This window comes from Actinotignum urematis, assembly GCF_051264595.1.
Lineage (GTDB): Bacteria > Actinomycetota > Actinomycetes > Actinomycetales > Actinomycetaceae > Actinotignum > Actinotignum timonense_A.
On the sequence record NZ_JBOZBG010000034.1, the window covers coordinates 1 to 1,602 of the forward strand.

The window sequence follows — 1,602 nt, forward strand, 5'->3', positions numbered from 1 at the left end:
TTTTTGTGGGAAGTAGGGTGATCCTGTACTGCCGAGAAAAGCATCGACGTGAGTGGTAAGACCGCCCGTACCCGAAACCGACACTGGTAGTTGGGTAGAGCATACTAAGGCGTGCGAGTGAATCGTGGTTAAGGAACTCGGCAAAATGCCCCCGTAACTTTGGGAGAAGGGGGGCCCACTCTTTACACGCCCCGTGTCTGGGTGTTGTGGGGGGTTGGGTCGCAGAGTCTAGGGAGAAGCGACTGTTTATCAAAAACACAGGTCCGTGCGAAGCTGTAAGGCGATGTATACGGACTGACGCCTGCCCGGTGCTGGAAGGTTAAGCGGACTGGTTAGCCCCTTTTTTTGGGGGCGAGGCTGGGAAGTTAAGCCCCAGTAAACGGCGGTGGTAACTATAACCATCCTAAGGTAGCGAAATTCCTTGTCGGGTAAGTTCCGACCTGCACGAATGGCGTAACGACTTCTCTACTGTCTCGACCACGAGCTCGGTGAAATTGCATTACGAGTAAAGATGCTCGTTTCGCGCAGCAGGACGGAAAGACCCCGGGACCTTTACTATAGCTTGGTATTGGTGTTCGGTACGGTTTGTGTAGGATAGGTGGGAGACTGTGATGCATGGACGCTAGTTTGTGTGGAGTCGTTGTTGAAATACCACTCTGGTCGTATTGCATGTCTAACTTTGGTCCGTGATCCGGGCTAAGGACAGTGCCTGGTGGGTAGTTTAACTGGGGCGGTTGCCTCCTAAAGGGTAACGGAGGCGCTCAAAGGTTTCCTCAGCCTGGTTGGTCATCAGGTGGTGAGTGTAAGTGTAGAAGGAAGCTTGACTGTGAGACAGACATGTCGAGCAGGTACGAAAGTAGGAACTAGTGATCCGGCGGTGGCTTGTGGAAGCGCCGTCGCTCAACGGATAAAAGGTACCCCGGGGATAACAGGCTGATCCTGCCCAAGAGTTCATATCGACGGCATGGTTTGGCACCTCGATGTCGGCTCGTCGCATCCTGGGGCTGGAGTAGGTCCCAAGGGTTGGGCTGTTCGCCCATTAAAGCGGTACGCGAGCTGGGTTCAGAACGTCGTGAGACAGTTCGGTCCCTATCCGCTGCGCGCGTTTGAGAATTGAGAAGGGCTGTTCCTAGTACGAGAGGACCGGGACGGACGAACCTCTAGTGTGCCAGTTGTTCCGCCAGGGGCATTGCTGGTTGGCCACGTTCGGGAGGGATAACCGCTGAAAGCATCTAAGCGGGAAGCCTGCTTCGAGATTAGTTCTCGTTCCACGTTTGTGTGGGTGAGGTCCCCGGTTGATGATCGGGTTGATAGGCCAGGGATGTAAGGCTTGTGAGGGTTTTAGTTGACTGGTACTAATGGACCGATAGCCAAAACAACTTTTGACGGGTTGCTTTTGTTTGTTTTTGCGTGAGATTATGTGTGTTTGCGTTCACTGTGCGATGACTGGCCACCATGGTGGTTGGTGTTTGTTTGGTTGTGGCGGTGGTTATAGCGGCAAGGGTATACGCCCGGTCTCCTTTTCGAACCCGGTAGCTAAGGTTGTTTGCGCTGATGGTACTGCACTCGGTGGGGTGTGGGAGAGTAGGTCACTGCCGCCAT

General features: G+C 53.9%; 2 rRNA genes. Both read left to right on the plus strand.

What is annotated here, in order from left to right:
* Positions 1–1,380: ribosomal RNA gene (locus ACRQDJ_RS09210) — 23S ribosomal RNA — on the plus strand; the annotation flags it as partial.
* 101 nt (positions 1,381–1,481) lie between these two features.
* Positions 1,482–1,601: ribosomal RNA gene (gene rrf / locus ACRQDJ_RS09215) — 5S ribosomal RNA — on the plus strand.
* The last annotated feature ends 1 nt before the right edge of the window (position 1,602 follow it).